Genomic DNA, 22,037 nt, shown 5'->3' on the forward strand with positions numbered 1-22,037 from the left:
GCTCAATCACGCTGCTATGATAGGCGCCCTCTGAAGGAGCCCAACCATGCCTGAACTCACTCATTTCGACGCGGCCGGCCAGGCGCATATGGTGGACGTCGGCGGCAAGCAGGAGACCAAACGCATCGCCATCGCGCGCGGTTCGATTCGCATGCTGCCGGAGACGTTCGCGCTGATCCGCGACGGCAACGCCAAGAAGGGCGACGTGATCGGAATCGCGCGCATCGCTGCGATTCAGGGCTCGAAGCGCACTGCCGATCTGATCCCGCTATGTCATCCGCTCGCGCTGACGCGCGTGAAAGTGGACTTCGAGCTCGATGAAGTATTGCCCGGCGTGCATTGCACGGTGCAGGTGGAAACGCTGGGACGCACGGGCGTGGAGATGGAAGCGCTAACCGCCGTGCAGGTTGGACTGCTGACGGTGTACGACATGTGCAAGGCGGTGGATCGTGGGATGACGATCACCGACGTGAAAGTGCTGGAGAAGCACGGCGGGAAGTCGGGGGATTGGGTGGCGGGTTGACGACGACTGACGTCGCCGCCCCGCTCCATCTCCACAGCTACAGCTACAGCTACAGCACAGAATAAGGCTGCAAACGACAGCGCGGCTCAATCCTCGTCGCTGTCGTCGTCCTGGTTGACGTCGCCCGGCGGCATGCCGTAGCGCTTGACCAGTTCCGCCTTGAAACCGGCCAGCGTCTTCTGCTCGTCGCACAGTGCGTACACGTAGGCCAACTGCGACGGCCAGTCCTTCAACTCCTGAGCAAAGATCTTCAGGCGCTCGACGGTGTCGAACGCCCCTGCCGTATCGCCGCTCAGTGCCTGCAGCACCGCATACCGGCGCAGCACGGTTTCACCCGGCAGCAGCGCAATCGCCTGTTTGTGCATGGCGAGCTTGTGCTGCAGATCCATCGAATTCATCGGCAGCAGCGTCGCGAGACCGTACTCGCCCCACGCCTGGAACAGGAACGACGGGTCCGCACGATACTGTTCGGCAGGACGCGAACCGTAATACAGCACCTCGGCGCGCGCGTAGTCTCGATACACCGGATACAGCGAGGCCAGACCACCGAACACAATCACAGCAAATACGCCGAACGACAGGCGGCCAGGCACGAGGCGCAACGGCCGTGTCTCGAGCAGGCCGAACACGAACATCGCCGGCAGCAGGAAGAACATGTACTGCTGCGGGTACTCGACCAGCGCGTGCATGACCAGCACGCCGATCAGCGCGACGCCGAACACACGCGCGGCGCTCTGCGGCGCGCGAACCACGCGCATCAGCCACGTAATCAGGCCGAACAGCACGATCGCGAGGCCGATCAGGCCCGTCTTCGCAAGCAGGTCGATGAAGATGTCATGCGAATTGTTGGCAATCTCGACGCCGCCCAGCGACCTCACATACTCGAACTGATAACTCGGAAACTCGCCCCAGCCGACACCCAGCAGCGGATGCGCCTTGAACATCGTCCAACCGTATTTCCATAGCGCAAGGCGCGGCGCGATCTGGCCGGCGTCCTTGAAACGCTCAGCCGCCGACTGCCCAAGTTCCAGGTGATAGTGCACATTGGCCCAGCGGATCAACGCGTTGACGACGAAGAACAGCACGGCCAACACGATCGGAATCAGCCATTCGCGATTGCTGCGGCGAAGAAGCGGCTCGCTTCGCGTCTGCGCGAACGCCATCCAGAAACCCGCCACCACGATCACGCCCATCTGCAGCCACGGGCCGCGCGACACGGTCAGCGCAAGCCCAACGGCGAAAATCGTCGACGCAAGCAACCAGATGCTGACGGCAAGACGACGTGTCTGCACCAGGAACAGCGCACCCGCCATTGCGAATGCGATATAGGTGGCGAGGTGGTTCGCCTGCGCCATATTGCCGAACGGCCGACGCTCGACAGTCACGTTATACGCAACCACCAGCGGCGACACGCGCGCCTCGAGGTGAAACAACTGGATCACCTGACAGAACACCGCAAACAGGCCACCGACAATCAGTGCCCCGGCCACCCAGCGCAGCGCCGTTTCGTTCAGCTTGACGCGTGTGAAGCCGTAGCCGGCGTGCGTTGCCATAAAGGCAGCGAGCAGGTAACCGCCGCCGAGCCAGTTCATCGACGGCTGCGAGACCGGCAGCAGCACCGATTGCGCCACCAACACCAGTCCGAACAGCAGCGGCACCAGCGCGACAACCGGCGACGCAAACGTCACGCGCGGCCTGGCGGTCGACACCAGCAGCACGACACCCGCGCCCATCAGCAGATACAACGCGAGCGCGGTGAATTCAGCGTAGAAGGTCGGTATCGGATACGTGTGGTTGACGACTGCATACGGCAGCACCAACGCGAGAGCCAACAGAATGAGAGACAGGTAACGTGCAAATGGGGTGGGCATCGAGTAACCGGTGGGCGTCAGCAACCGGCGCACTATACAAAAAAATCCTCCTGCTGTGCGCCGGCCGGGCTGAAATATCCTGAAAATCAGCTCTTTACGTTCGAATAACAACTCACCCGATCTTTCACACCATCGCTTATTCCATCACTTACGAACGGCACTCCGGTGGTGCAAGGTTCGACGGTAAGGACGGCGCATCGGCAGGTGCGGGTCCGGCGCCGGGTGCAGGCAACGAGGAGGCCGTTTTGCCGCCGGCGAAACACTCCCAGGTGACTGCGCCCGCCTGCACAACGCCCTTGCTCAAGGCGATTCGCGCAGTCGGCGCGTCGGCATTGTCCGGCACCGAGGGCACCAGAGTCAGCGTATTCGACCCGGCCGGCGCGACGCGCGCGGTGAAGGCGACGGTGATCTGGCCGGTGTCGTCGTCGACGTGAACGGATTCGACATTGCGGGTGCCGGGCGGCGACGCATAACCGCCCCCAAACGCAGTGCCGCTAGCGGCGTTTTCGGACACCGCGAGCCGTGCGGATGCGGCCAGCGAGAGACCCTCGCCCACGCGGCTGCGGGCCAGATAATCCTGGTACGCCGGGATTGCGTAGGCTGCGATTACGCCGACAATCGCCAGCACGATCATCAGTTCGATCAACGTAAAGCCAAAACCGAAACGGCGGCGGACACGCGCGAGCGGCGCGGTCCAGCGCGTCCGTTCGCACACACTCCGTGGGGCAAGCGTGGTGTGTGAATAAGGGGAGTACGGCAAAGTAACGATCATCGGCAGGCTCCTGAAACGAAAAACGCCTGGCCCTCGAATCGGGGACAGGCGTTTCAATCGTAGCCAGCGGTGCTCGTTTCACACAGTCAGCCGAATGGCTAACGTTGTGGCGTTCGGGGCAGGTCAAACCGCCGCGCGATTCGCGTTGCGCCGCTTGAGCAGATAACCGAGGATCACGACGAACAGCGCACCGGCAATGCTCATGCCGTACTCGGCCACCGGCGAATCCAGAATCGGCCAGCGGTCACCGGCCGGATCGTTGATGATCAAACCGCCCGCAATCCAGCCGAGCAATGCCGCGCCGAGCGTGATGACGATCGGGAAACGATCGAGCAACTTCAGCACCAACTGGCTGCCCCACACGATCAGCGGAATGCTCACCACCAGCCCGAAAATCACCAGCGCAAGGCGGTGCGCCGGATCGGCCGCCTCGGCCGCGCCCGCAATCGCGATCACATTGTCGAGGCTCATCACGGCATCCGCGATGATGATGGTCTTGATCGCTGAGATCAGCTTGTCGGCCGGCTTGATGTTCTCGTGGACATCATGCGCCGGCGCCATCAGACGCACGCCGATCCACAGCAGCAACAGGCCACCGGCGAATTTCAGCAACGGCACGTCGAGCAACGCCACAGCGAAAGCAATCAGCGCCACGCGCAGCACAATCGCGCCGGCCGTGCCCCACAGCACGCCCCTGGTACGCTGCTCAGCCGGCAGGTTGCGGCAGGCAAGCGCAATCACGACCGCGTTATCGCCACCCAACAGAATGTCGATGACAATGATCTGAATGACTGCGCCCCAATGAAGCGTGGCGAAGAACTCGAGCATGAGTAAAAGAATAAGGAGGGATCGGACGCGCGGGCAATAAAAAAGCGGAGGAGTCTACACTCCCCCGCTTTTTAGGACTGCCTGCTCACGAAAGGGTTTCGTAAGCGTATCAAAAACGCGCCGCCACTGCGCGCGAATTTTGTTCTTACAGCATCGCCTTCAGAAGACGCGCCATTTCCGACGGGTTCTTCGTGACCTTGATACCGCATGCGTCCATGATTTCCAGCTTGGCTTCAGCCGTATCCGCACCGCCCGAGATCAGCGCGCCGGCGTGGCCCATGCGCTTGCCCGGAGGCGCCGTAACACCGGCGATAAAGCCAACCACCGGCTTCTTCATGTTGTCCTTGATCCACTCAGCGGCATTCGCTTCGTCCGGACCGCCGATCTCGCCGATCATGATGACGGCGTCCGTTTCCGGATCGTCGTTGAACATCTTCATCACGTCGATGTGCTTCAGACCGTTGATCGGGTCGCCGCCGATACCGACTGCCGACGATTGGCCGAGGCCGATTGCCGTCAATTGACCGACTGCTTCATACGTCAGCGTGCCCGAACGCGACACGACGCCGATGCGGCCCTTGCGGTGGATGTGACCCGGCATGATGCCGATCTTCAGTTCGTCCGGCGTGATCGTGCCCGGGCAGTTCGGTCCGAGCAGCAGCGTCTTGCTGTTCTTTGCGCGCATGCGTGCCTTCAGCTCGATCATGTCACGGACAGGAATGCCTTCCGTGATACAGATGGCGAGATCCAGGTCGGCTTCGACGGCTTCCCAGATGGCGGCAGCAGCGCCTGCCGGCGGAACGTAAATCACCGACACGGTCGCGCCCGTTTCAGCCTTGGCTTCAGCGACGCTAGCGTAGATAGGAATGCCTTCGAAATCTTCGCCGGCCTTCTTCGGGTTCACGCCTGCAACGTACGCTTCGCGGCCGTTTGCATATTCACGGCAAGCACGCGTGTGGAACTGACCGGTCTTGCCGGTAATGCCCTGCGTGATGACCTTGGTGTCTTTGTTAATCAGAATCGACATGTATTGACCTCTGTTCGTTTGGCGTCATGCGGTGGCGCCGCGACGCGGAATGTTCTCGCCCGCGTCGCTGTTGCGCCACTCACGCGCCGCCATTCGTAATCCTGGTTAATCCTGGCAAAAGCCCTGGCAAAAGCCGCTCGGGGTTTGGCTTACGCCTTGCCCGCAGCGGCCGCGACGACCTTCTGAGCCGCTTCTTCCATGCTGTCTGCCGCAATGATCGGCAGGCCGGATTCAGCGAGCATCTTCTTGCCCAGGTCTTCGTTCGTGCCCTTCATGCGGACGACGAGCGGCACCTTCAGCGACACGGCCTTCGACGCCGCGATCACGCCTTCCGCGATCACGTCGCAACGCATGATGCCGCCGAAAATGTTGACCAGAATCGCGGTCAGGTTCGGGTTCTTCAGCATGATCTTGAACGCTTCCGTGACCTTCTCGGTCGTGGCGCCACCGCCCACGTCCAGGAAGTTCGCCGGTTCGCCGCCGAACAGCTTGATGGTGTCCATCGTTGCCATTGCGAGGCCAGCGCCGTTCACGAGGCAGCCGATGTTGCCGTCGAGCGAGATGTAGGCGAGGTCGAACTTCGACGCTTCGACTTCAGCCGGATCTTCTTCGTCCAGATCGCGATACGCGACGATTTCCGGGTGACGGAACAGTGCGTTCGAATCGAAGTTGAATTTCGCGTCCAACGCGATGACCTTGCCGTCGCCGGTCAGGATCAGCGGGTTGATTTCGGCCAGCGATGCGTCGGTTTCCCAGAATGCCTTATACAGGCCTTGCAGGATCGCGCGTGCTTGCGGCAGCGAAGCGGCGGGCACGCCGATCTTCGTTGCGAGCTCGTCGGCTTCGGCGTCTTTCAGACCGGTCGACGGGTCGACGGCGATCTTGTGGATCAGCTCAGGCGTCTTTTCCGCGACTTCTTCGACGTCCATGCCGCCTTCGCTCGATGCCATCACGACGATCTTCTGCGAAACGCGATCGATCACGAGGCCGACATACAGTTCCTTCTTGATGTCAGCGCCTTCTTCGATCAGCAGACGATTCACCTTCTGGCCTTCCGGACCGGTCTGGTGCGTGACGAGCTGCATGCCGAGGATCTGGTTCGAGAATTCACGAACCTGTTCCAGCGACTTGGCGACCTTCACGCCGCCGCCCTTGCCACGGCCACCCGCGTGGATCTGAGCCTTCACGACCCATACCGGGCCGCCGAGCTCTTCCGCGGCCTTGACCGCATCATCCACCGAGAAGACCGGCTTGCCGCGCGGTACCGCGACGCCGAATTTCCGCAGGATTTCCTTACCCTGGTACTCGTGAATCTTCATGCGTGATTCCCTTCAGTCTGAGAGTTGGATTGAACATCGTTTCCGCTGCCGTCGTTCATGCCGGACGTGTTGCCGCCCTCACCTGTCTGGCGGGCTGCGCCGTCGCCTGACGATGCCGCGCGATCCGCTGTATACGGAGCGCGGCCATACCAGCGCGGATAAAACTGTTGCACCGCCTCGCCGTCGAAACGCAGCGCGTGGCAGCGTCCCAGATGGAATGGCGGTTTGTCGTTGGAATGCTCGTCTGTGCTGTGTGACGAGTCGCTCCCTGAACTCGTCTCCGCGCCCGGCGTGCCGCCATTGGTGTTCCACACGTCGCCGGCGAACGCCTGGATTGCAGCGGTCGGCAGAAGCGCACACAACTCGGTGAGATGCGTGCAGCCAGCCGTGCCGGCCAGCAAACGGGCAGCATCGCGACGGAAGTTGTTGAACAGATTGAGCCCGATGAGGGCACGATAGGCGGGATTGCTGGCTTGGCACAAACCTGGATAGGGCACCCAGTCGGACGACGCTTCGGCGTCGACGACGTTGAGCTTGCGATCGATGGTGATGCGAAGCCAGAGTTCATGGATCGGCTGACCATTGGGCCGGATGCCCGACGCAAGCACCACATCGCGCGGTTTTTCGTCGGTCAAACATGCTTCCACATCCCACAGGCCATCGGCTCGCTCATAGGCTTCCGCTCTGATTGCGCGACGATGGCGCAACTGACGGGATACTGGCGGGGAGAGCGGCATGCGGAAAGGAAAGGCCGGATTGGAAAACCCCCGGATTTTAGCATACTGGGTATTTGAGACAGTCCGGAATGCGCAGGGCCGCCCGGTGGGCCGGGAAGTGCGGTAGACGCTATCTCAAAGCTGGCGCGCGGCGGCGAAGCGCGGAGGTTTTCGCGCGAGGAGCAGTGCGGTATCTAGCTACTCACCGTTCCACTCCTCGTCGAACCCTTTGAGGATTTTGCCGATCGTGGCACCGGAGAAACCGCGCGAGGCCAGAAAGCGCGCCTGCTTTGCGCGCTCGGCCGCGGTTTCGGGAAGCCGGCCGAATTTCTTTTTCCAGACGGCTTGGGCACGTGCCAGTTCGGTTTCGCGCAGTTGCGCACTGGCCTCTTCGACCAGCGTTTGGTCGACCGCATGTTGCTTCAATTCGCCGACGATCCGGCTCGCGCCCAACCGTGACGAACGCCGATGAATCAGGCTTTCGGCAAACCGCGAATCGGACAGCCAGTTTTCGGCTTCCAGCGAATCGAGCAAGGTGTCGAGCGAATCGGTTTCTTCGACGAACGGCTTTAGCTTGCGCGCCAGTTCGGAGCGGCTGTATTCACGCCGGGACAAATAGCCGAGTGCACGTCCTTTTAACGAACGGGCCGGGCGTTGGGATTTTTTTTCGTCGTCCTGCCCTGACTTTGCCTCGCCAGGTGTGCGACGCGAGCGTGTATAGGTGGATTCAGACGGGTCCGCCGCGGCTGACGCAGAAGAATCAGACTGCGGCTGGCGACCTGTAGCGCGACCTGCGGCGCGATCGTGCGCATCGAACGATTCGAAGGGATCGAACGAATCGTCGCCACCGTCACCGCCCCTACCGTCACGCGGGCCGTCCGCATTACGTCCAGCATTGGACAACGGCCGGCCCTTGCGTATCACGTGATGGTTACTCTTCTTCGCCCGCGACTTCGGCGGCTGCACCGGTTACCGCTTCCGCCATGGCATTCACGCCCAGCGATTCGCGGATACGGTTTTCGATCTCACGGGCGATTTCCGGATTTTCACGCAGGAATTCCCGCGCGTTGTCCTTGCCCTGACCGATACGTTCGCCGTTGTAGCTGTACCAGGCGCCGGCCTTGTCGACGATCTTCGCCTGCACACCCAGGTCGATGACTTCGCCCTGACGGGAAATGCCCTCGCCGTACAGAATGTCGAAAATCGCTTCGCGGAACGGCGGCGCAACCTTGTTCTTCACCACCTTCACGCGCGTTTCGTTACCGATCACTTCGTCGTTCTTCTTGATCGAACCGATCCGGCGAATGTCCAGACGCACCGACGCGTAAAACTTCAGCGCGTTACCGCCCGTGGTGGTTTCCGGGTTGCCGAACATCACACCGATCTTCATACGGATCTGGTTGATGAAGATCACGAGGCAGTTGGTACGCTTGATCGTGCCGGTGAGCTTGCGCAGCGCTTGCGACATCAGACGCGCCTGGAGACCCGGCAGCGAGTCGCCCATTTCGCCTTCGATTTCGGCCTTCGGCACGAGTGCCGCGACCGAGTCGATCACGATCATGTCGATCGAACCCGAGCGCACCAGTGCGTCGGCAATTTCAAGCGCCTGTTCGCCGGTGTCCGGCTGCGAAACCAGCAGGTCGTTGACGTTCACGCCGAGCTTGCCCGCGTACTGGATATCCAGCGCGTGTTCCGCGTCGATAAACGCTGCCGTGCCGCCGAGCTTTTGCATTTCGGCGACGACTTGCAGCGTCAGCGTGGTTTTACCGGACGATTCCGGACCGTAAATTTCGACCACCCGGCCACGCGGCAAACCGCCGACGCCCAGTGCGATGTCGAGGCCAAGTGATCCCGTTGAGACCACCTGGATATCTTCGACCGCCTCACCTGCGCCGAGCCGCATGACCGACCCTTTGCCGAACTGCTTTTCAATCTGCGCAAGCGCGGCAGCGAGTGCCTTGCTCTTTTCAGCAGTCAGTCCAGCCGAGCCTTTCTTGCTTTCTTCCATGAATCGTCCTTTGCTATGATGAACGGCGTCTGAGGCAGATGTGCGGCCCGTTCTTAGAGGACAGCACACGAAACCCAGACACTGTATAAAAAAACAGTAGTTTTGGCAAGCGCGATTCTCATGCGAACGCGCATTTTTACCGTCGCGCTGCCCAACTACCCACAATAATTTTCGGAGACCGCTGTGCGCCGGGAGGTCACCCCTCGGTGCCGGCAAGGCCAGGTTGGCGCACCATGCGAATTCTGATTGCCGAAGACGACAGCATACTCGCGGACGGTCTGGTTCGATCACTCCGCCAATCGGCCTATGCCGTCGATCATGTGAAGAGCGGAGTCGAGGCCGACACCGCGCTTTCGATGCAAACTTTCGACCTGCTGATCCTCGATCTGGGCCTGCCGCGCATGTCGGGGCTTGAGGTCCTGCGCCGCCTGCGCGCCCGCAACTCGACCGTGCCGGTGCTGATTCTCACGGCGGCGGACAGCGTCGACGAACGCGTCAAAGGCCTCGATCTCGGCGCCGACGATTACATGGCCAAGCCCTTCGCGCTGAATGAACTCGAGGCGCGCGTGCGCGCCCTGACCCGGCGCGGCGCGGGCGGCGGCCCGACCGTGGTGCGGCATGGCTCGCTCTCGTTCGACCAGGTCGGCCGGATCGCCTACGTCAACGAGCAGGTCATCGACCTGTCGGCGCGCGAACTCGGCTTGCTCGAAGTACTGTTGCAGCGGATCGGCCGGCTGGTGTCGAAGGAACAGCTCGTCGACCATCTATGCGAATGGGGCGAGGAAGTCAGCAATAACGCGATCGAAGTCTATGTGCACCGGCTGCGCAAGAAGATCGAGCCGAGCGGCGTGCGCATCATCACCGTGCGGGGCCTCGGGTACTGCCTCGAGAAGGCCGCCGTGCCCGCGAACGCAAACCTGAACACGAGCGCCGACGCGCTCGCGCCACACGCCCCCGCCGAGCCCGAGCCGCCCTCCTCGCCTGCGTCGGCCGCGATGCCGGCGAGCCATCACTACAAATAGAGGACTGCCATGTCCGCACGCGCAGACCGCGCTACGGCGCACGCGGCGGACCTCGACGAGGCGCGCGACGCGCGCTACGCCAATCCGTTCGCCCCGCCCGACGAGACCGAGGCCGCCGCCGAGGCGCGCCCGCGCTCGCTGTTCGGCGAGATTCTCGACTGGATGCTGGCGCCGCTTCTGCTGCTGTGGCCAATGAGTCTCGCGGTCACTTACCTGGTCGCCAAGTCGATTGCCAATGGGCCGTTCGACCGCGCGCTCGAAACCGACGCCTACGTGCTCGCCCGTCAGATCCATCCGGTCAACGGCGTGGCGGAACTGTCGCTGCCCGACTCCACCCGCGATTTCCTGCGCGCCGACAACGTCGACACCGTGTTCTATCAGGTGCTCGGCACGCGCGGCGAACTGGTGGGCGGCGAGCGCGACATGCCGCTGCCGCACGAGGAAGACAGGCCACCGCCGGGCCTCGTCGAATTCCGTGACGACGTGCTGCGCGGCAACGACATCCGCGTCGCCTATACGACGGTCGAGTTTCCGCAGACGCCCCGCGCACAGCCGGTACTGGTGCAGGTCGCCGAGACGCTCGACAAACGCAGCCAGCTTGCCAACGACATCATCAAAGGCGTGATCCTGCCGCAGTTCGTGATCCTGCCGCTGGCGATCCTGCTGGTGTGGTTCGGCCTGTCGCGCGGACTCGCGCCGCTGCACGCCTTGCAGGCCCACATCCGCGCGCGCCGCCCGGACGATCTGTCGCCGCTCGAAGCCCGCCTCGCGCCGCCGGAAATCGAGCCCCTGGTGACGTCGTTCAACGATCTGCTGACGCGCCTCGAACAGAACATGGAATTGCAGAAGCGCTTTATCGCCGACGCCGCGCATCAGATGAAAACGCCGCTTGCCGGTCTGCGCACCCAGGCTGAGCTGGCGCTGCGCCAGGACGCCTCCGCGGAAGTCCATCGCTCGCTCGAACAGATCGCCACCAGTTCGGAGCACGCGGCGCGTCTCGTCACCCAGTTGCTGGCGCTGGCACGCGCGGAAAATCGCATGTCCGGGCAGATTTTCGCGCCGGTCGAAGTAACGGAGCTGGCGCGCAACGCCGTGCGCGACTGGGTTCAGGCCGCGCTCGCCAAGCAGATGGACCTCGGCTACGAAGCGCCCGAAGAGCCGCTCGAAGTCGACGGCAATCCGGTCATGCTGCGGGAAATGCTCTCGAATCTGATCGACAACGCGATCCGCTACACGCCGGCCGGCGGGCGGATCACCGTGCGGGTGCGGCACGACGTGACGGCGCGGCTCGTGCACCTGGAAGTGGAAGACACAGGGCTCGGCATTCCGGTGGCCGAGCGCGCGCGGGTGGTCGAGCGTTTTTACCGGATTCTCGGCCGCGAAGGCGACGGCAGCGGCCTCGGGCTGGCAATCGTCCGCGAGATCTCCACGATGCATGGCGGCGAGATGACGATCGACGACAACGTCTACCAAACGTCGCCACGGCTTGCCGGAACGCTCGTGCGCGTCAGCTTGCAGGTACTCAAACGGCCACGGGACTTACCCTAAGGGCGCAAGGATCCGCGCATCACCCTTAGCCATAATGAGATACGTTAGCGCTACGTTGCAATCATTTATCGTAAATTTACCGATTTTTAATGCAAATTACCCGTTGCATCCGAAACTGCCATTTCACCCCGCCACGTCAGTGCGCCGTAAGTTTCCACTCCAATAATCGGTTTCACGGGAACGCCTTTGCCGGCGGACCGCGTGCACATATCAATATTGGAGACGACATATGGCTACTGTTGGCGGGCAAATCTCGCACGTGCCGATGACGCACGATGAGAAGCGGGTGATCTTCGCATCGTCGCTAGGTACGGTTTTCGAGTGGTACGACTTCTATCTGGCCGGCTCACTTGCGATCTTCATCAGCAAGAGCTTCTTCTCCGGCGTCAACCCGACTGCCGCTTTCATCTTTACACTGCTCAGCTTCGCCGCGGGCTTCGCGGTGCGGCCGTTCGGCGCGATCGTGTTCGGTCGTCTCGGCGACCTGGTCGGACGCAAATACACATTCCTCATCACGATCGTGATCATGGGTTTGTCGACTTTCCTGGTCGGTTTTCTACCCGGCTATGCGTCGATCGGCATTGCGTCGCCGGTGATCTTCATCGCGATGCGCATGCTGCAAGGTCTTGCACTCGGCGGCGAATACGGCGGTGCGGCAACCTACGTCGCGGAACATGCGCCGGCGGGACGCCGCGGTTTCTACACCGCGTGGATCCAGACTACCGCCACACTCGGCCTGTTCCTCTCGCTGCTGGTGATTCTCGGCGTGCGTACGGCCATGGGCGAAGACGCGTTCGGCGTCTGGGGCTGGCGCATTCCGTTCCTCGCGTCGATCGTGCTGCTCGGCGTGTCGGTGTGGATTCGCCTGCAACTGAATGAATCGCCGGTGTTCGCGCGCATCAAGGCCGAAGGCAAAACCTCGAAGGCGCCGTTGACCGAAGCATTCGGTCAGTGGAAGAACCTGAAAATCGTGATCCTCGCGCTGATCGGCCTGACCGCCGGCCAGGCCGTGGTCTGGTACACAGGTCAGTTCTACACGCTGTTCTTCCTGACGCAGACGCTGAAGGTCGATGGCGCGACGGCCAACATCCTGATCGCGATCGCGCTCCTGATCGGCACGCCGTTCTTCCTGTTCTTCGGCTCGCTGTCGGACCGCATCGGCCGCAAGCCGATCATCATGGCCGGCCTGCTGATTGCTGCCTGCACGTACTTCCCGCTGTTCAAGGCGCTGACTCACTACACGAACCCGGCGCTGGAAGCGGCTACGGCGAAAGCACCGATCGTCGTGATCGCGAACCCGGACGAGTGCTCGTTCCAGTTCAACCCGGTCGGCACGGCGAAGTTCACGAGTTCCTGCGACATCGCCAAGAGCGCGCTCTCGAAAGCCGGCCTGAACTACGAGAACGTTGCAGCGCCGGCAGGCTCGCTGGCGGAGATCAAGGTCGGCGATACGGTGATCAACACGTATGACGGCAAGGCCGCCGACGCCAAGGACCAGGGCAAAGCGTTCGACAAGACTCTCGCGACCACGTTGAAGACCGCCGGCTATCCGCCGAAGGCCGATCCGTCGCAGATCAACTGGCCGATGAGCGTGGTGATCCTGACGATCATGATGATCTACGTGACAATGGTCTACGGGCCGATTGCGGCCATGCTGGTGGAGATGTTCCCGACACGCATCCGCTATACCTCGATGTCGCTGCCGTATCACATCGGCAATGGCTGGTTCGGCGGCTTCCTGCCGGCCACCGCATTCGCGATCGTCGCAGCGAAAGGCGACATCTACTCGGGGCTGTGGTATCCGATTGTGATCGCGCTCGTCACGCTCGTGATCGGCATGTTGTTCGTCAGGGAAACCAAGAACTCGGATATCTACGCGCAGGACTGAAGCGCCGGACAACCGAAGGGATTTAAAAAAGTTGCGGGCCGGGGGTTGACAGCCTCCGGCCCTATCCTCATAATCTCGCTTCTTTCGGCGAATTAGCTCAGTTGGTTAGAGCGACGGAATCATAATCCGCAGGTCCGGGGTTCGAGTCCCTGATTCGCCACCAGTTGCAAGAAAAAGCCGCTGATCCACAAGGTCAGCGGCTTTTTTGTTTTGGGCTTTCCAAACAGCAACTTCAAGGAGGTTTCTTGATGACGTTCCGCACCGCCGCGCTTGCCGTGGCTACCACATCCCTCACGCTTCTCGCCGCCGCCTCTGCGCTCACCGTCAACGCCCAAACGTCGCCCGATAGTCAGTGGCGCGCCAGTTCGCTCATGCTTTCGACGCTGCTGCAGGACGGCTACAAAATCGTCGCGGTGGTGAACGACGCGCACGGCAATGCCGGCCCTGCCAATACGATTTTCGTCCAGCGCGATCAGAGCGCGTTCAAATGTATCGACCCGTCGCCGGCCGATACGAAAACCAGGGCAGCCTGTTTCGAACTGGTCCAGCCGTCCGGTGCGGTTGCGGCGTCTGAGGCCAAATAAGCGAGTGCTCGCAAGCGGCGGCGGCAACGAAGTAGTCACGCCCTTGCGGCGTTCGAGATCAACTAGGCGAGCGCGCGCGATGCCCGAAATGGAATAGCCGGGCCGCACGCTCGCGGTAATCGATCGCGCCTGCTCAATCGCGAACGCAGCCGTGCTTTCAACGATCCACCAGCCGGCTCAAATTCCCGCGCACCCGTTGCAGCAGCGCGATGAGCTGCTTCGCTTCCTTGTCAGTAAAACCGTTCAGCGCTTCGAGCGCGACTTCATCGCCCACTTTGCGGGCCTTGCCGAGCGTGCGCTCGGCCTTCGGCGTCATGCGCACCTGGCGCTCGCGGCGATCCTCCGGATTAGCCGTGCGCTCGATCCAGCCGCCCTCTTCCATCCGGTCCAGCAGACGCCCCGCCGAAATCGGCGCGACTTCGAGCAGGTCCGCGAGCCGCGCCTGATTGATGTCGCCGTAATGGGCGAGGTAGGCCAGTGCGCGACACTGCGCGCGCGTCAGATCGACCGATGACTTCGCGAGATCGTCGTAACGCTTGCCCGTCAGGCGGCCGACGTCGGAAATCAGAAAGCCGAAGCGCTCTTCGAGTTGGGTAGTCATGCGCGAATTATACGAAAGGGTTTCGTTTGTCATCGTCGGAATGGCGCAAACGGGCGCAATTCAGGCTCCGCATAATTCCTGGTGGGCGCATGCGCCTGCAGCCGATATACTAAGCATGCTTACTATATCGAAGATCCCGCTCCCCCATGCCCTCCGACTCCCCGCCGACGAGCGCCGCCCCGCTCAACCGGCCGATGATCACCGTCTCGATCATGCTCGCGACGTTGATCCAGACGCTCGACAGCACCATCGCCAACGTCGCACTGCCGCACATGCAGGGCACGTTGTCGGCGTCGCAGGATGAGATCACGTGGGTGCTGACCTCGTATATCGTCGCGGCCGCGATCGCCACGCCGTTGACCGGCTGGCTGTCCGACCGGCTGAGCGTCAAGCGGCTGCTGATCTTCGCGATCGGCGGCTTCACGGTGGCCTCGGCGCTATGCGGATTGTCGGAAACGCTGACGCAGATCGTCGCGTCGCGTTTGCTGCAAGGGATTTTCGGGGCCTCGCTAGTGCCGCTGTCGCAGTCGATCCTGCTCGACATCAATCCGCGCGAAAAGCAGGGCCAGGCGATGGCGGTATGGGGCATGGGCGTGATGGTCGGACCGATTCTCGGACCGACGCTCGGCGGCTGGCTCACCGATAGCTACAACTGGCGCTGGGTGTTTTTCATCAACGTGCCGATTGGCGCATTCGCTTTGTTCGGCGTAGCAACCTTCCTGCCCGCGCGCGAACCGAAGCACGACGCGAAGTTCGACGCCTTCGGTTTTGCCACATTGGGCCTCGCCATCGGCGCGCTGCAGGCCATGCTCGATCGCGGCGAGCAGCTCGACTGGTTCGGCTCGCATGAAATCGTGATCGAGGCGCTGGTCGCGGCGATCAGCTTTGCGTTCTTCCTCGCGCATACGGCGACGGTCGGCAAGAAATCGTTCTTCAAATACGAGTTGCTGAAGGACCCGAACTTCGCCACCGGTACATTCTTCATCTTCGTGATCGGCGCGGTGATGTACGCGACGCGCGCGTTGCTGCCGCCCATGCTGCAAAACCTGATGAACTATCCCGTCGCGACCACCGGTCTCGTCACGGCGCCGAGCGGCGCGGGAACCATGGTCGCCATGCTGTTCGCCGGACGGCTATTGAAGCGTATCGATGCGCGGCTGTTGCTGCTCGCCGGCTTCCTGATCTCAGCGTTCGCGCTGTGGCAAATGATGCATTACACGATCGTGCTGTCAGAGTCGGACATCGTCTGGCCTGGCGTGATCCAGGGCTTCGGCCTGGGTCTCGTGTTCGTGCCGTTGAGCGCACTCACTTTCTCCACGCTGACACCCGAGCTGCGCGCGGACGGCACCGCGACGTACAGCCTGATGCGCAATATCGGCAGCAGTATCGGCATTTCAATCGTGCAGACGCTGATGACACGCAACACGCAGGTCTCGCATGCCGACCTCGTAGCGAATATCACGCCGTTCAATCCGGCAATCCAGCCGATGCTCAATAGCGGCTCGAATTACGACCTGGCGGCGCTGAACGCATCGATTACGCAGCAGGCGTCGATGATCGCGTATCTGAACGACTTCAAGCTGATGTTCGTAGCGACGCTGCTGGTCATTCCGCTGCTGCTGTTGATCCGTCCGGCGCACCATGCGCCGGATGCTTCAGTGGCGCATGCTGCGATGGACTAGCGAAGAAGGTTGGGAAGCAAGGTGCCGGGCGAAACACGCGGTGCGTTCGCGCCACGCTCATCCTTCGATTCTGCCGCGCGTCACTCCGAGCAACCCCGCCATCGCCTCTCGCGCCGCCGTCGCATCACGATCGCGGATCGCTTCGAACACCGCCGTGTGCTCCGCGAGCGACGCGTTGAACACGTCCGCGCGTTTCGCATTCAGCCGCAGTTGCGCTTCCAGCGTGCGCTCGATCAGCGTGCCGAGCGGGATCAGCAATTCGTTGCTGCAGGCGGTCAACACACTCAGATGAAACTGCAGATCGGCGCGCACCCATTCGTCGACATTGCGTGCTCCAACCATCGCAGCATGCGCTGCCGCCAATGCATTGAAGGTGTCGGCCGTGTGGGACGCTGCCGCCAGACCCGCCGCGTATGGCTCGATCATCTCGCGCATTTCCTGCAACTTGAGCGCGAAGGCCATCGGCTCGGCGACGCGTGAATACCAGTCAAGCACATCGGCATCGAGCAGATTCCACGCGTGTTTCGGCCGCACTCGCGTGCCCACCCGCGGACGCGATTCGATCAACCCTTTCGATGTCAGCGTACGCAGCGCCTCGCGCAACACCGTCCGGCTCACGCCGAAGGTGTCCATCAACTCCGCCTCGCGCGGCAGGATCGAATCGGGCGCGTAGTCGCCGCGCAGAATCGCGGTCGCCAGCAGATGGGCGACGCGCCCATGCAGATCGTGCTGAATAGTTTTCTCCCGGCGGCCTCTCGGCGCTATTGATATCGGGCTTGGGCCCGGAATGGATCGCGATTATCCGGCATCTCAATCTGTCGACCGCTGGCTTCGGCGCCGTTCCGGCGTCGACCACGCTGGCTAACGCCCGACTGCGACTTTATCGTCGCCCGGCAAGTAGCCAGCCGTCCCGGTCGCCGACACCGTAGCCACCGACACCGACACCGACACCCAGCCAATATTTGACCAATAATACTATTAATAGTACTTAAACGCGCTTTTGTTGTAGCATGTGAATCCTCGAAATTACCCGCACACGCAGGCACCCAGGCCGCAAGGAGACGCACACCATGAAAATCACCAAGCTCGAAACCTTCATCGTTCCGCCGCGCTGGTGCTTCCTGAAGATCGAGACGGACGAAGGCATCGTCGGCTGGGGCGAACCGGTGGTCGAAGGGCGCGCGCATACGGTGGCGGCCGCCGTCGAGGAGCTGTCCGACTATCTGATCGGCAAAGACCCTCTGCTGATCGAAGACCACTGGCAGGTGATGTATCGCGCGGGCTTCTACCGCGGCGGCCCGATCACCATGAGCGCGATTGCCGGCGTCGATCAGGCGCTGTGGGACATCAAGGGCAAGCATCATGGCGTGCCGATTCATGCGCTGCTGGGCGGCCAGGTGCGCGACAAGATCAAGGTGTATTCGTGGATCGGCGGCGACCGTCCGAGCGATGTCGCGAACAATGCGCGCGCCGTGGTCGAACGCGGCTTCAAGGCGGTGAAGATGAACGGCTCGGAAGAGCTGCAGATCATCGACACCTTCGACAAGGTGCAAGGCGTCATCAACAACGTGGCCGCCGTGCGCGAAGCGGTTGGGCCGAACATCGGCATCGGCGTGGACTTCCACGGCCGCGTGCATAAGCCGATGGCGAAGGTGCTGGCCAAAGAACTCGATCCGTACAAGCTGCTCTTCATCGAAGAGCCGGTGCTGTCGGAAAACGCGGAAGCCTTGCGCGACATCGTCAATCAGACCAACACGCCGATCGCTTTGGGCGAACGTCTGTATTCGCGCTGGGACTTCAAGCACATCCTGTCGGGCGGCTACGTCGACATCATCCAGCCGGACGCGTCGCACGCGGGCGGGATTACCGAGTGCCGCAAGATCGCCTCGATGGCTGAGGCGTACGACGTCGCGCTCGCGCTGCACTGCCCGCTCGGCCCGATCGCGCTGGCCACCTGCCTGCAGATCGACGCGGTGAGCTACAACGCATTCATCCAGGAGCAGAGCCTGGGCATTCACTACAACCAGGGCAACGACCTGCTCGATTACATCAAGAATCCCGAAGTCTTCAAATACGAAGACGGCTTCGTGTCGATTCCCCAAGGCCCGGGCCTCGGTATCGAAGTGAACGAGGAGAAGGTGCGCGAGATGGCGAAGGTCGGCCACCGCTGGCGCAATCCGGTGTGGCGTCACGAGGATGGCAGCGTCGCGGAATGGTAAGCGTGTGAGCGGTTTGCCTGAATGAATGACTAAGTGACTGAACGCCGCCTGCGGGCGGCGTTGTCTTTTCCGGCGCTGGCCGGCCCTCAGGGTACGAATCCGGCGACATATCGAGCAGGGCGTGCCTCGAGCAAACGGCAGCCACGCGTTACGGTCACGTCACGTCCGCGGCTTCGCAGTTACGTAACATCCCGGTCCGACAGGGCCGAGAATCGCGGTTTCCGCCCCCTTCCGGGCACCTCCACACATCGCTAAAAACCTTACTGGAAAAGGCTTTTACGCCATTTGTCCGGTATCAGACATACGCATGGCCCACTCCTTGCTCAAATGCATTCAAACGACAAATGCATTGGGGAACATCATGGGCGAATTCCTTCCTGACTATCTGATCCGCGAACAGGCTGCCGTCGGCGCGCTGGTGGTGTTCGGCGTGCTTCGCATCCTCGGCGCGATGCTCGCCTATGAACGCGGCTGGCGCATCTCGGTCGTCGAAAAATGCTTTATCGCCGCCGCGGTGCTGTACTGCCTGCCGCAACTCTTCGATCTGTTGACGCATATGTACGGCTCGCGCGCCGCCGGCGCGGCACTGGAAGGCAAGGCAGCGGGCTGCGCGATCGCCCTCTTCTGCGCGCCGATTCTCGGCCACCGGCTCGGCCTCGAATAATCGGTTTCATCGAACGGAAACCCATCATGCGACTGGGAAAGAGACCCGCAAGGCCCGCAAAACCCGCCTACCACGCCGGCGACGTCCTGACGCTCAAGTCCGGCGGACGCCCGATGACGGCCACCTGGACCGGACCGGTGCTGTTCGCGCCGGGCAACTGGCTGATCTGCCAGTGGTTCGGCGATGACGGAGCGCTGCAGCAGGAGATGTTTCCGGAAGAAACGCTGGAACGGGCGCGCAACGCGCTCACCGCCTAGAGAGCAGTAACGGATCAGCCGGCCACCGCCGGGCGACCGTGTGTATTGCGCCGCACGCCTTTGCAGTGCGGCGCCTTTTTTTGACCTCAGCCCAACGCGGCGAATGCCGGCACGCTGTGCGACAGCACAGCCGCTGCGACGAACACACCGATCATCGCCAGCGCTTCCAGATACAGCACGTTGACGAAGGTATGCGCGTCCATGGTCGACGCCGTGCGGCGCAGGCGCGGCAGTGCCAGGAAGCGGTTGAGTCCGCCGAGCACCAGGGCGAGCGCAACCAGCGCAAGTTTCAGCGTCAGCACATGGCCCCACGTGCTCATCTCGATCGCTTCGAACGAGCCGCCCGAACCGCGCACGGCATTGAAGATGCCGGTGAGCAATACCAGCCCGACCGCCACCACCGATACGTGCGACACCTGGGTCGCGGTGCGGATCAGCATTCCCCGGGCGGTCGACGTACCGAGCGCAGGCAATACCGAAAGCCCCGCCGCCATGGCCAGCCCGCCCCAGACGCTCGTGACCAGCACATGCAGCGTCTGCATGCCGATCGCCGCGGAGGCCGGACCGGCATCGGCCGCATGTCCGAGCGACGCCTTGCCCGCCGCAATCGCAATCACCGCGAGCCACAGCAGCGCATTGCGCAACATACCCGTATGACCGGCCATGGCCGTGCCCAGCAACACCAGCGCACCGGCAAAAGCCACGCTCCAGCCGTAGCCGACATGGGTTTGCGTCAACACGGTCGGCACCACGCCGATGGCGGACGGCAAAGCGACGCCGCTCATCGACGCCGCCTGGTACAACAGCCAGCCGAGATCCGCGAGCACCAGCACGACGGTAGCGGTCAGCATCGACCGTTGCGCGCGCAACCAGGCGGGCCGCGCGGGGTTGATCTTGGTTTGCGCGTCTTTGGCAAGCCATGCGCCGAGCAACGCCGAGCCAACGGCAAACGCAAACGCGACATTCATGAGCGCGGCCATGGCGACCTGCCCGATCCAGAGTCCATCGATGCTCATTTGACGATAAACGCGAAGTCGCCTTGGGTGCGGTGGCCGTCCGTGGCAACCGCGATCCAGTGCACCGCGTAGCGGCCGGCCGTCAATTGCGGCAGCGGCAGGTGCATCGCCTTTGCGTCACGCTGGTCGACTTGCGACGCAGCCGGCGCGGCGGGCTTGCCGCTCGCATCGCTCAGATCGATTCTGCTGAACGCCGGCTCGAGCGGCTCGGTGAAATGGATCGTCACTTCAGTGGGCGCGGCCACTTCGGCGTTCGCCGCCGGCTCGCTCGACACCAGATGCGCATGCGCAAATGCCGTGGACGTCATCACCAGCGCCGCAGCGCCGAACGTCAACGCACGCAGCGCCGGACGGGGAAAATTGAATAGCTTCATGTAAGGCCGATAGCGTGTGAAAAGTAAAACGGTAGACATTGAGCCGGGGAGCATGAGCGCCGGACAGACGCCGGCGCGCCCGGAAGTGTACGCTTCGATGGCCGATGCGCGCGTGGGTTCAACCTGCTTTGTTATAGGAGTCGGCAGGAACGGCACTTGCACCCGCGATCCCGCAGACAACATCGAGACGCCCGAGCCGCGGGCAAAGCCGCAATGCGCGTCAAACTGTCGCATGCCTGTCACACCCGGAACCTTCTCTTCTGTGGCAAATAGTCACCATCACCCTTCGATGATAGAATGCTGCGTCGCCGCAGCGCCGGCTGCCCTTCACACCGAGCCGTTCGAAGTTCGGTCAGGTCCCCGATTTTGATGGAGTTACGCGTGTCTTCAAGACGCATTTTCCGCCCGCTGCTTGCCCTTCTGCTGATCGGCTCCGCGGGTGTCTATAGCGCTGCGAAAGCGCAGACTCAACCGAAGGCCCCCGACACGATGGAAGCGCGCGTGCAAGGTTGCACGGCGTGCCACGGCTCGCATGGCCAAGGTACCGACAACGACTACTTCCCCCGTCTGGCGGGCAAGCCGGCCGACTATCTGTACAACCAGTTGCAGAACTTCCGCGAAGGTCGTCGCAAGTACCCGCCCATGAACTACCTCGTCACGTATCTTTCTGACGACTACCTTCATCAGATCGCCACGTACTTCTCGCAACAACGTCCGCCCTACCCCACGCCGGCCAAGCCGACCGTGTCGGCGGCGATCGTTGCGCGCGGCCAGCAGATCGTCCTGAACGGCGACGCATCCAGACAGATTCCTGCGTGCGCGGCTTGCCACGGCAAGGCGCTGACCGGCATGGAACCCGCTATCCCGGGTCTGGTCGGCCTGCATGCTGACTACATCAGCGCGCAATTGGGCGCATGGCGTTCGGGCTCGCGCCATGCCATCGCACCGGATTGCATGCACACCATCGCCACCCGCCTGACTGACGAAGACGTGAACGCCGTCGCTGCGTGGCTTTCCACGCAAAAGGCTCCACAAAACCCCGTGCCGGCTCCGGCCCGCTCGTTGAAGACTCCGCTTGCCTGCGGCAGCGAACCGCAATAAGGCACCGGGAGAGACAC

At 62.3% G+C, this 22,037-nt stretch carries 22 protein-coding genes and 1 tRNA gene; 11 read left to right on the top strand and 12 right to left on the bottom strand.

The window, feature by feature from the left end; all coding sequences use genetic code 11:
• The first annotated feature begins 46 nt into the window (after nt 1-46).
• On the top strand, nt 47-523 hold the full coding sequence (moaC, locus tag ACOSV0_RS16775; protein WP_434107247.1) for a cyclic pyranopterin monophosphate synthase MoaC: 477 nt from the start codon (nt 47-49) through the stop codon (nt 521-523).
• 86 nt (nt 524-609) lie between these two features.
• Here the strand turns inward: moaC and ACOSV0_RS16780 are convergent, their stop codons facing one another.
• The 8 genes from ACOSV0_RS16780 to recA form a co-directional block, all read right to left on the bottom strand.
• Complete coding sequence (locus tag ACOSV0_RS16780; RefSeq protein WP_434107248.1) at nt 610-2,394, bottom strand: PglL family O-oligosaccharyltransferase; 1,785 nt, start codon at nt 2,392-2,394, stop codon at nt 610-612.
• Nucleotides 2,395-2,542: 148 nt separating this feature from the next.
• Nucleotides 2,543-3,166, bottom strand: coding sequence for a pilin (locus tag ACOSV0_RS16785; RefSeq protein WP_434107249.1), 624 nt, complete (start codon nt 3,164-3,166; stop codon nt 2,543-2,545).
• A gap of 123 nt (nt 3,167-3,289) precedes the next feature.
• The gene (locus ACOSV0_RS16790) at nt 3,290-3,994 is read right to left on the bottom strand and encodes a TerC family protein (RefSeq protein ID WP_434107250.1); all 705 of its coding nucleotides are present in this window, start codon (nt 3,992-3,994) and stop codon (nt 3,290-3,292) included.
• Nucleotides 3,995-4,139: 145 nt separating this feature from the next.
• Nucleotides 4,140-5,021, bottom strand: a complete 882-nt coding sequence (gene sucD / locus ACOSV0_RS16795; protein ID WP_030101039.1) for a succinate--CoA ligase subunit alpha — start codon at nt 5,019-5,021, stop codon at nt 4,140-4,142.
• A gap of 149 nt (nt 5,022-5,170) precedes the next feature.
• Nucleotides 5,171-6,340: an ADP-forming succinate--CoA ligase subunit beta gene (gene sucC / locus ACOSV0_RS16800; protein ID WP_120303042.1), complete on the bottom strand. Its 1,170-nt coding sequence runs from the start codon at nt 6,338-6,340 to the stop codon at nt 5,171-5,173.
• On the bottom strand, nt 6,337-7,077 hold the full coding sequence (locus tag ACOSV0_RS16805; RefSeq protein ID WP_434107251.1) for a DUF2889 domain-containing protein: 741 nt from the start codon (nt 7,075-7,077) through the stop codon (nt 6,337-6,339). The genes sucC and ACOSV0_RS16805 overlap by 4 nt, the downstream gene beginning before the upstream one ends.
• 177 nt (nt 7,078-7,254) lie before the next feature.
• Entirely contained in the window at nt 7,255-7,980 is a 726-nt protein-coding gene (gene recX, locus ACOSV0_RS16810) for a recombination regulator RecX (protein WP_434107252.1), read from the bottom strand.
• Between the two features lie 7 nt (nt 7,981-7,987).
• Nucleotides 7,988-9,064, bottom strand: a complete 1,077-nt coding sequence (recA, locus tag ACOSV0_RS16815; protein WP_434107253.1) for a recombinase RecA — start codon at nt 9,062-9,064, stop codon at nt 7,988-7,990.
• A gap of 233 nt (nt 9,065-9,297) precedes the next feature.
• Between recA and ACOSV0_RS16820 the strand changes: the two genes are divergently transcribed.
• From ACOSV0_RS16820 to ACOSV0_RS16840, 5 genes are all read left to right on the top strand, one after another.
• Nucleotides 9,298-10,086 carry a response regulator gene (locus ACOSV0_RS16820; RefSeq protein WP_434107254.1) on the top strand — a complete coding sequence of 263 codons (789 nt, stop codon included), beginning with the start codon at nt 9,298-9,300 and terminating at the stop codon, nt 10,084-10,086.
• Between the two features lie 9 nt (nt 10,087-10,095).
• Complete coding sequence (locus ACOSV0_RS16825; RefSeq protein WP_434107255.1) at nt 10,096-11,634, top strand: sensor histidine kinase N-terminal domain-containing protein; 1,539 nt, start codon at nt 10,096-10,098, stop codon at nt 11,632-11,634.
• A 229-nt stretch (nt 11,635-11,863) separates the two neighbouring features.
• On the top strand, nt 11,864-13,522 hold the full coding sequence (locus ACOSV0_RS16830; protein WP_434107256.1) for an MFS transporter: 1,659 nt from the start codon (nt 11,864-11,866) through the stop codon (nt 13,520-13,522).
• A gap of 86 nt (nt 13,523-13,608) precedes the next feature.
• Nucleotides 13,609-13,685 (top strand) — tRNA-Met (locus tag ACOSV0_RS16835).
• An 85-nt stretch (nt 13,686-13,770) separates the two neighbouring features.
• Nucleotides 13,771-14,106 carry a hypothetical protein gene (locus ACOSV0_RS16840; RefSeq protein WP_434110319.1) on the top strand — a complete coding sequence of 112 codons (336 nt, stop codon included), beginning with the start codon at nt 13,771-13,773 and terminating at the stop codon, nt 14,104-14,106.
• Between the two features lie 157 nt (nt 14,107-14,263).
• On the opposite strand, the gene ACOSV0_RS16845 is transcribed toward ACOSV0_RS16840, so the two are convergent.
• Nucleotides 14,264-14,707: a MarR family winged helix-turn-helix transcriptional regulator gene (locus ACOSV0_RS16845; RefSeq protein WP_434107257.1), complete on the bottom strand. Its 444-nt coding sequence runs from the start codon at nt 14,705-14,707 to the stop codon at nt 14,264-14,266.
• Between the two features lie 146 nt (nt 14,708-14,853).
• On the opposite strand from ACOSV0_RS16845, the gene ACOSV0_RS16850 reads away from it, so the two are divergent.
• On the top strand, nt 14,854-16,389 hold the full coding sequence (locus ACOSV0_RS16850; protein WP_434107258.1) for a DHA2 family efflux MFS transporter permease subunit: 1,536 nt from the start codon (nt 14,854-14,856) through the stop codon (nt 16,387-16,389).
• Nucleotides 16,390-16,446: 57 nt separating this feature from the next.
• On the opposite strand, the gene ACOSV0_RS16855 is transcribed toward ACOSV0_RS16850, so the two are convergent.
• The gene (locus ACOSV0_RS16855) at nt 16,447-17,160 is read right to left on the bottom strand and encodes a FadR/GntR family transcriptional regulator (protein ID WP_434110320.1); all 714 of its coding nucleotides are present in this window, start codon (nt 17,158-17,160) and stop codon (nt 16,447-16,449) included.
• Between the two features lie 299 nt (nt 17,161-17,459).
• Between ACOSV0_RS16855 and dgoD the strand changes: the two genes are divergently transcribed.
• The 3 genes from dgoD to ACOSV0_RS16870 all read left to right on the top strand — a co-directional run bounded on the left by dgoD (nt 17,460) and on the right by ACOSV0_RS16870 (nt 19,529).
• Nucleotides 17,460-18,608, top strand: coding sequence for a galactonate dehydratase (gene dgoD / locus ACOSV0_RS16860; protein WP_074765636.1), 1,149 nt, complete (start codon nt 17,460-17,462; stop codon nt 18,606-18,608).
• 361 nt (nt 18,609-18,969) lie between these two features.
• Nucleotides 18,970-19,272 carry a hypothetical protein gene (locus ACOSV0_RS16865; RefSeq protein ID WP_408218326.1) on the top strand — a complete coding sequence of 101 codons (303 nt, stop codon included), beginning with the start codon at nt 18,970-18,972 and terminating at the stop codon, nt 19,270-19,272.
• A gap of 26 nt (nt 19,273-19,298) precedes the next feature.
• Nucleotides 19,299-19,529 carry a YodC family protein gene (locus ACOSV0_RS16870; RefSeq protein WP_434107259.1) on the top strand — a complete coding sequence of 77 codons (231 nt, stop codon included), beginning with the start codon at nt 19,299-19,301 and terminating at the stop codon, nt 19,527-19,529.
• 86 nt (nt 19,530-19,615) lie between these two features.
• Here ACOSV0_RS16870 and ACOSV0_RS16875 read toward each other — a convergent pair whose 3' ends face one another.
• Together ACOSV0_RS16875 and copC are read right to left on the bottom strand one after the other, a co-directional pair.
• Nucleotides 19,616-20,545: a CopD family protein gene (locus ACOSV0_RS16875; RefSeq protein ID WP_434107260.1), complete on the bottom strand. Its 930-nt coding sequence runs from the start codon at nt 20,543-20,545 to the stop codon at nt 19,616-19,618.
• Nucleotides 20,542-20,919: a copper homeostasis periplasmic binding protein CopC gene (gene copC / locus ACOSV0_RS16880; RefSeq protein WP_434107261.1), complete on the bottom strand. Its 378-nt coding sequence runs from the start codon at nt 20,917-20,919 to the stop codon at nt 20,542-20,544. The genes ACOSV0_RS16875 and copC overlap by 4 nt, the downstream gene beginning before the upstream one ends.
• Nucleotides 20,920-21,288: 369 nt before the next feature.
• On the opposite strand from copC, the gene ACOSV0_RS16885 reads away from it, so the two are divergent.
• Nucleotides 21,289-22,020, top strand: coding sequence for a c-type cytochrome (locus ACOSV0_RS16885; RefSeq protein WP_434107262.1), 732 nt, complete (start codon nt 21,289-21,291; stop codon nt 22,018-22,020).
• Nucleotides 22,021-22,037 lie beyond the last annotated feature (17 nt).

Origin of the sequence: Paraburkholderia caffeinilytica (assembly GCF_051027425.1) — a bacterium.
Lineage (GTDB): Bacteria > Pseudomonadota > Gammaproteobacteria > Burkholderiales > Burkholderiaceae > Paraburkholderia > Paraburkholderia caffeinilytica_A.